Source organism: Streptomyces misionensis, assembly GCF_007896895.1.
GTDB lineage: Bacteria > Actinomycetota > Actinomycetes > Streptomycetales > Streptomycetaceae > Streptomyces > Streptomyces misionensis_A.
The window spans coordinates 56,259-62,610 of sequence record NZ_VOGW01000174.1; the positions used below are offsets into that span (position 1 = coordinate 56,259).

General features: G+C 69.1%; 10 protein-coding genes. 7 read left to right on the plus strand and 3 right to left on the minus strand.

The window, feature by feature from the left end; all coding sequences use genetic code 11:
• Positions 1-501: 501 nt before the first annotated feature.
• A complete protein-coding gene (locus FRZ03_RS39475; protein WP_186785677.1) occupies positions 502-669 on the plus strand; it encodes a hypothetical protein in 168 nt (55 codons plus the stop codon).
• A 443-nt stretch (positions 670-1,112) separates the two neighbouring features.
• Here the strand turns inward: FRZ03_RS39475 and FRZ03_RS29000 are convergent, their stop codons facing one another.
• Genes FRZ03_RS29000 through FRZ03_RS29010 form a run of 3 tightly spaced genes read right to left on the minus strand, consistent with a single transcriptional unit; the run spans position 1,113 to position 2,360 of the window.
• A complete protein-coding gene (locus tag FRZ03_RS29000; RefSeq protein WP_146468063.1) occupies positions 1,113-1,484 on the minus strand; it encodes a hypothetical protein in 372 nt (123 codons plus the stop codon).
• A complete protein-coding gene (locus FRZ03_RS29005; RefSeq protein ID WP_146468064.1) occupies positions 1,478-1,906 on the minus strand; it encodes an ATP-binding protein in 429 nt (142 codons plus the stop codon). Before FRZ03_RS29005 ends, FRZ03_RS29000 begins: the two co-directional genes overlap by 7 nt.
• A gap of 46 nt (positions 1,907-1,952) precedes the next feature.
• The gene (locus FRZ03_RS29010) at positions 1,953-2,360 is read right to left on the minus strand and encodes an NUDIX hydrolase (protein WP_146468078.1); all 408 of its coding nucleotides are present in this window, start codon (positions 2,358-2,360) and stop codon (positions 1,953-1,955) included.
• A gap of 107 nt (positions 2,361-2,467) precedes the next feature.
• Here FRZ03_RS29010 and FRZ03_RS29015 point away from each other — a divergent pair, with 107 nt between their 5' ends.
• The 6 genes from FRZ03_RS29015 to FRZ03_RS29040 all read left to right on the plus strand — a co-directional run bounded on the left by FRZ03_RS29015 (position 2,468) and on the right by FRZ03_RS29040 (position 6,225).
• Entirely contained in the window at positions 2,468-3,256 is a 789-nt protein-coding gene (locus FRZ03_RS29015) for a GntR family transcriptional regulator (protein WP_146468065.1), read from the plus strand.
• A gap of 167 nt (positions 3,257-3,423) precedes the next feature.
• On the plus strand, positions 3,424-3,780 hold the full coding sequence (locus FRZ03_RS29020; protein WP_014673667.1) for an SCO3933 family regulatory protein: 357 nt from the start codon (positions 3,424-3,426) through the stop codon (positions 3,778-3,780).
• Positions 3,780-5,156 (plus strand): FtsK/SpoIIIE domain-containing protein, encoded by a 1,377-nt coding sequence (locus FRZ03_RS29025; protein WP_146468066.1) that lies wholly within the window; start codon positions 3,780-3,782, stop codon positions 5,154-5,156. Before FRZ03_RS29020 ends, FRZ03_RS29025 begins: the two co-directional genes overlap by 1 nt.
• A 33-nt stretch (positions 5,157-5,189) precedes the next feature.
• Positions 5,190-5,810 (plus strand): DUF2637 domain-containing protein, encoded by a 621-nt coding sequence (locus tag FRZ03_RS29030; protein ID WP_146468067.1) that lies wholly within the window; start codon positions 5,190-5,192, stop codon positions 5,808-5,810.
• Positions 5,811-5,822: 12 nt separating this feature from the next.
• Positions 5,823-6,014 carry a mobile element transfer protein gene (locus FRZ03_RS29035; RefSeq protein WP_089514224.1) on the plus strand — a complete coding sequence of 64 codons (192 nt, stop codon included), beginning with the start codon at positions 5,823-5,825 and terminating at the stop codon, positions 6,012-6,014.
• Positions 6,015-6,030: 16 nt separating this feature from the next.
• Positions 6,031-6,225 carry a hypothetical protein gene (locus tag FRZ03_RS29040; RefSeq protein ID WP_146468068.1) on the plus strand — a complete coding sequence of 65 codons (195 nt, stop codon included), beginning with the start codon at positions 6,031-6,033 and terminating at the stop codon, positions 6,223-6,225.
• Positions 6,226-6,352: the final 127 nt, after the last annotated feature.

Here is a 6,352-nt window from a genome sequence, read left to right on the forward strand (position 1 = left end):
GAGCGAGCCTACGTCGCGCTTTCCCGTGGCTGTCGTTGCTGGGCCGTGGTGAGTTGCGGCAACGATGACCCGGCTCTCCGCTGTTGTATGGGCGAGGCCTTGTGCTAGGGCCAGGGGCGGTGGTCCAGCGTCCGGTTCTCCCACTGCGCCGCTCGCTTGGTAGTCCTGCTGAAGGCGTCTCAGGGGCCGCGCCGGGCCGCGCGGTCGGGAAGGCGCTTGTTAGGCTCCAGGGGTAGGGGCGCGCGCTGGTCTCCCCAGTCGTGCAGCCTGAGTTTGGGTTGGAAGCGCGGCCACCGTTGCCGACCAGGCACGTCGTATGTCCTCAGGCGCCGGATCACCCACATCGTCCGGCCACGTGTACTCGGTCATGGAGTGCATCCCGTCAGCCGTTCTACGTCGCGAATCCGCTGCTGTGCGGTCGAGTTGGGCGGAGATCACAGGTCTGGATGAGCTTGAGCAACTTCAGGAAGGACACGAGGCGGTTTGGCTACGATTGCCCTCATGACCGAGGAGACGATCACCGCCCTGCGCAATTACGACTACCTGGTCCGCAACAACAAGCTGGAAGACGTCGAGCTCGATTGGGAGTCGGACACGCTGGTTCGTGGAGATGGCGGCTACGACATTGGTCTCTTGACCGAGCGCGGTTTCACTCCGGCTACTCGTTGACCACTGCTTCACCCACCACCCACCCAGCTCCCATCCCGTCCGCCGTCGACCCACACACCGTGGAGCGGGCGTGGTTCCTGGCGTCCAGGTGGAGCGCGCCACTGTACGAACGACCTGGACGCCAGGGGCCGCGTCTGCTCGGCTCTGCCTGGGTCGATGGCGGACGGGATGGGAGCACCCCGCGCACGCCACCTACGGACCCGCAGTCGGGAACGGCGCCTCCTCCATCCCGGTGCCGGCCGATCCCCCGCCGGAGGCATCGCTCTGACCTTGGCCGCTCCTCTGCGGCAGTCGACTCGTGGACTTCGGCTCGCTGCTATGCGCGCGGCACGGAGCCGGCCGGGCTGGAGCGGGGCGGAGACAGGAGCGCAGGCCCGGCCGGGGGCCGGGCCGCGCGCGGGGAGCGGAGCGAGCCGCCTTGAACCCGTAGAGAAAGTTGTAACTCACTCTGTCGAGCGGGGCTTGAACTCGTTCGCGCATGCGGGAAGTTCGGCGCCTTCGCGGTGAGCCAGAGGAAGGAAGAACACTGGTCGGATCGTCCACGTGATCTGTGTGTTGGCGTGGGTCACTGACACCGTGCACGGTTCCGCCCGTAACAGGGCTCGTCGGGTCTCGATGCGGTCCTCGTACAGCCACTCCCACGCTTCGTCCGAGGCGTCCGCGTCCAGCGCCGGGGAGATCGTCCGGAGGGCGACGGATACCCAACGGTCTGCCTGCGGTGCCGAGTAGGCGTCGAACGATGCCAGGAGTGCCGGCCGCTGCTGCTCGGCCAGGTCCTCGGTCCAGCACTCACACCAGAAGCCTCGTTTCAGCACGAGTGTCCTCCCAGTCGAGGGTCCGCGTACAGCTCCGCGGTGACCGTGTAGCCCTGGTCGCTGCTGTGGACGACCACCCGGTGAGCGATGAGGCTGACCATGTCCAGGCCCCGGCCATGTTCCGCGTCGTGGTCCTGGTGCTCGACCTTCGGGGCCGTGCCTGTACCGCCGTCGTCCGTGACCGAGACCGCGATGACCTGGGCTGAGACCGCGACGGCCAGGTGGAAGATGCCGGAGTCCAAGCCGCTCGCCGTGTGGCGGATCGCGTTGGTGCTCAGCTCGCTCACGATCAGTGCGGCGTCATCCGCCAAAGGTGATCCGCGCAGGATGTCACGGGTCCAGCGGCGGGCTCGGCTCACTTCTTCCGGGAATCCTGGGCAACTCAGCCCCCAGACCCGGGGCGTACTCGTATACTCGTGCATACAAGTTCCTTCGTGCTGGTAGGCCGCCATGTGCAGCGGGTTCGGGCTAGACGAGTTTCACGCCGTCGTGGGCGCGAACGGCCGGCGGGGACGCCGCGTCGAGTGCGTCAAGGACGCGGATCGCGTACGCCTCGTCGGCAAGCTCGGTGACCTCTTCACGAGTGGCCCAGCGCAGCGCGCGGGTCTCGTCACCGGTGGTGGGCGTGCCGTCAGCGGTCTCGCAGCGGAAGACCAGAGAGACGATCAAGCCCTTCATGTTCTTGTAGACGCCGGTCAGGGTCGCCGGAAGCGCGATCTTGATGCCGGTCTCTTCGAGGACTTCGCGCTGGAGGGCTTCCGGGATGGTCTCCTCCTTTTCGAGGACACCGCCCGGCGGCTCCCAGTGACCGTTGTCCTGGCGCTGGATCAGGAGGGCCCGGCCTTGGTCGTCCACGACGACCCCGGCGACGCTCACGGAGTGCGGGCGTTCTGTACTCACGTTCCTCGGCCCTCTCGGCTGGCTAGGCTCTCCACCGTAGCAACACCACTCGCCCACTCGTCTAGATACCTAAAGGAGTACTCGTGAGCCCTCTCTCTTCGGGCCTGCTCGGTGATCTCGACCCCACGAGCGATCGTGCGGTCTTCCGGCAGATCGCCGACCAGCTGCGCGAGGCAATCGACCGTGGGCGATTCCGTGAGGGCGAGAAGCTGCCCTCCGAAGCCGACCTTGTCGAGCACTTCGGCGTGTCCCGGATGACGGTCCGCAACGCCTTCTCCATCCTCCAGGGCGAGGGCCTGGTGCACGCCGAGCACGGCAGGGGAGTCTTCGTACGACCACGACCGCCTGTGCGACGGCTGGCCTCGGACCGCTTCGCCCGGCGACACCGGGAGCAGGGCAAGTCCGCGTTCATCGTGGAAGCCGACGCGGCCGGCAGTCACCCCCAGGTGGACAGCCTGGAGGTCAAGGAGGAGAAGGCCAGCCACGACATCTCCACCCGGCTCGGGTCCGTCCGGCGGGTTCTCGCGCGTCGGCGCCGCTACCTGCTCGACGGGAAGCCGGTCGAATTCGCCACCTCCTATCTCCCGCTCGACATCGCCCGCGGGACCCCCATCGCCGAACCCAACCCAGGCCCCGGCGGCATCTACGCCCGCCTCGAAGAACTGGGCCACCACCTCGACCACTTCGAGGAGGAGATCCGTGCACGGATGCCCTCCCCGGCCGAGGTGAAGACGCTTCGGCTGGCGGCCGGCGTGCCGGTCATCCATCTCGTCCGGACTGCCTTCGACACGGAGGGACGGGCGGTCGAGGTCTGCGACACGGTGATGGCGGCGGACGCGTACGTGCTGTCGTACCAGCTCCCGGCGACCTGATCGTCATGGTTTGCGGTGGTGCGCGGGGACGCTCTCCCGAACTCGTACACCCCAACACGCCAACTCGTATAGACGAGTGGTCGAGTTGTGTGGCAAGGTAATCCCGCGATCCCGACCAAGGGACTCGCAGGACCCACCTTGTATAGACGAGTAGATAGGAGTGTGCCTTGCGCACCATCCGCGTGGAGACCTCGGCCGCGACGATCCTCCTCACCGAGGCCCCTGAGCCGAAGGTCCGCGACCGGCAGACCGGCGAGATCGCCAAGGACGCCAACAGCGGCGAGGCGCTGATGACCATCGGCGTCGTCTACATCGAGGACGGCGAGTCGTCGCTCATCAAGGTCACCGTTCCGGAAGGCGGCATCTCCGAGGGGCTGACCCTCGGGGCGCCGGTCTCGCTGCCCGGCCTCGTCGCCCGGCCGTGGGAGTCCGTCTTCAACGGCCAGCAGCGCCACGGCATCGCCTACCGCGCCGCCGCCGTCACCCCGGCCGCCTTCCCGGCCGCCACCGGGGTCGCTGCCTGATGTCCGACCTGACGACGCTTCTCGAAGTGGGTGGTCCTGTTGCCGTACTCGGCGGCGGGGCCGCCTACGCCCGGGCCAAGCACCCGGCGGCGTACTGGTCCACGATCGGCCTCCCGGTGTCCACGGTCCGGCTGCTCGGCTCGTACGGCTCGGTCATGGAAGCGTGCGGCCTGACCGTGGCGCCCTCCCGACTGCGAGTCCTCGCCATGAAGGCCATGACGCAGCGCGAGGTGCGGCCCGTACCGCCGCGCCGGGGCATTATCCGCCCCACCCTGACCGGGTTGAAGCTTCGCCTCCGCCTGGCGCCCGGCCAGGAACCCGCCGACATCGCCGCGTCCGCCGAACGGCTGCGGCACGCCTGGGGCGTTCATTCCGCGTACGTCACCACCGTCAAGCCGGGGGTCGTCGAGCTGAGGCTCGTGGGCTACGACGTCTTACGGCGGGTGCGTATGCCGCGAAAGGCCGTGGGCGGCTTCCTCAAGGTGCCGGTCGCGCTGCGAGAGGACGCGACGCCGTTCATACGCGACTACCGCACCATCCCGCACCAACTCACCCTCGGCGCCACCCTGGCCGGCAAGTCCATGTACCTGCGCCACCTGATCGCCGGACTCGCCCGACAGCCGGTCGCCCTGGTCGGCATCGACTGCAAGCGCGGTGTCGAACTGGCTCCCTTCGCACCCCGGCTTTCGGCGCTCGCCACGGACCCGGACCAGGCGGCCGAGCTGCTGCCCACGCTGGTCAAGGAGATGGAGGGCCGATACGACCTCATCAGGGCCCGGCAAGGCATAGCCCCGGACACCCCGGACGAGGAGATCACCTCCGACATCTGGGGACTGCCCGAGGACGAACGCCCGGTGCCCGTCGTGCTGTTCGTGGACGAGGTGGCAGAGCTGTTCCTCGTGGCCACCAAGAAGGACGAGGAACGCCGGGACGAGATGGTCACTCAGCTCATCCGGCTCGCCCAGCTCGGCCGCGCTGCCGGCATCTACCTGGAAGTCTGCGGACAGCGCTTCGGTGCCGAACTCGGCAAGGGCGCCACCATGCTCCGCGCCCAGCTCACCGGCCGCGTGTGCCACCGCGTCAACGACGAAGCCTCCGCCAAGATGGCGCTCGGCGACATCGCACCCGAAGCGGTGCATGCGGCCTGCTCCATCGCCCCCGAACGCCCCGGCCTGGCCGTGGCGGGCGACACCTCCGGCGGCTGGTCCCGCATCCGCACGCCGTACCTCTCCCTCGGCGACGCCGCCGAGATCTGCCAGGCATCGGCGCACATGGTGCCCGACCTGGCCGCGCTGAAGCCCTTCCGGCCGGACGTGCCCGTACGCCCGGTCGAGGCCGCGGCACCCGTCGTCCTGCCCCACCCGGTTACCGACTGACCTTCCCCGCCCGACTCCGGAAGGAGCCGCATCATGCGCGCCCGCCTGGCCCGCGTCGACGCGGTACTCGTCCAAGCACTCATCGCCGCCGCGCTGTCCTTCGCCCACCTCCACGACCTCGCCATGGCGGCCGGACAGGACGGATGGAAAGCCTGGGCCTACCCCGTCTCCGTCGATCTCCTGCTGGTCGCCGCCTGGCGCCGCCTGCGCTCCGGTACGACCAAAGCGGCGGCCTGGTGCTGGTTTGTCACCGCACTCGCCGCATCCCTCGGCGCCAACGTCGCCACCGCCGGCCTTCTTGACCTCGGCAATGTCCCGGCCTGGCTGCGCATCCTCGTCGCGGGCTGGCCTGCCGTCGCCTTCCTCGGCGGAACCCTCCTCGCCCACACCGCGCCCGAGACAGACCCCGGCACCGGGGTCATCGAGGACCAAGAGGACGAGCCCGAAACCACGCCCGAACCGCCTGCCCAACCGGCCATCGAGGCACCGGCACAGGCCCCACCCGTACCGGTCCCATCCGCCCTGGTCGAACACGCCCGCAAGGTCGCCGCCGAGCATCACGCCCGCACCGGTGCCCCCATCGACACCCCGACCCTCCGCGCCCGCCTCGGCGTCCCGGCCCCCATGGCCGAAGCCATCGCCACACACATCTGAGAGGGAGACCCCGTGACCGCCAACCGGAACTTCCGCAACGTCACCCGCATCGGTCCCGTCCAGGTCGGTACCGCCTACGACAACCGGGGCCGCGAGAAGCACACCGCCGCCTGCACCGCCCCGCGCTGCGGCTTCTCCGCCGACTACGACAGCCGCGCCGCCGCCGAACTGGCCGCCCGCACCCACCGCTGCCCCATCCGCTGAAAGGACCCGGACCACCGTGACCGTCAGCCTGCCGCTCGTCGTCGTCCTCGGCTTCTTCGCCTGGGGGGCGATCAAGTTCCTCGGCGTCCGCCCCTGGATCGTAGCCCTCATCGCCTTGTTCGGCTTCTGGCTCTCGCACAGCTTCCTGGCCCCCGCCATCGAGTCCGGCACGCGGACCGGCGTGGGTGTCGTAAACGGCTCACATGACTAGACGAGTAGATAAGGAGAAGGTGACTGTGTTCCAGCCCAAGTACCCGGACAACCCCACCCCGCCGCCCGTCCACACCCACGCCCCGACCGACCCGGCACCCGTCCGGCGCGGCCTCCCGTCCCTCTCC

Bases quoted from the DNA above. Each gene is read 5' to 3' on its own strand.
- FRZ03_RS39475 (WP_186785677.1), top strand. From the start codon at position 502: ATGACCGAGGAGACGATCACCGCCCTGCGCAATTACGACTACCTGGTC.
- FRZ03_RS29005 (WP_146468064.1), bottom strand. From the start codon at position 1,906: ATGCACGAGTATACGAGTACGCCCCGGGTCTGGGGGCTGAGTTGCCCA.
- FRZ03_RS29025 (WP_146468066.1), top strand. From the start codon at position 3,780: ATGTCCGACCTGACGACGCTTCTCGAAGTGGGTGGTCCTGTTGCCGTA.
- FRZ03_RS29030 (WP_146468067.1), top strand. From the start codon at position 5,190: ATGCGCGCCCGCCTGGCCCGCGTCGACGCGGTACTCGTCCAAGCACTC.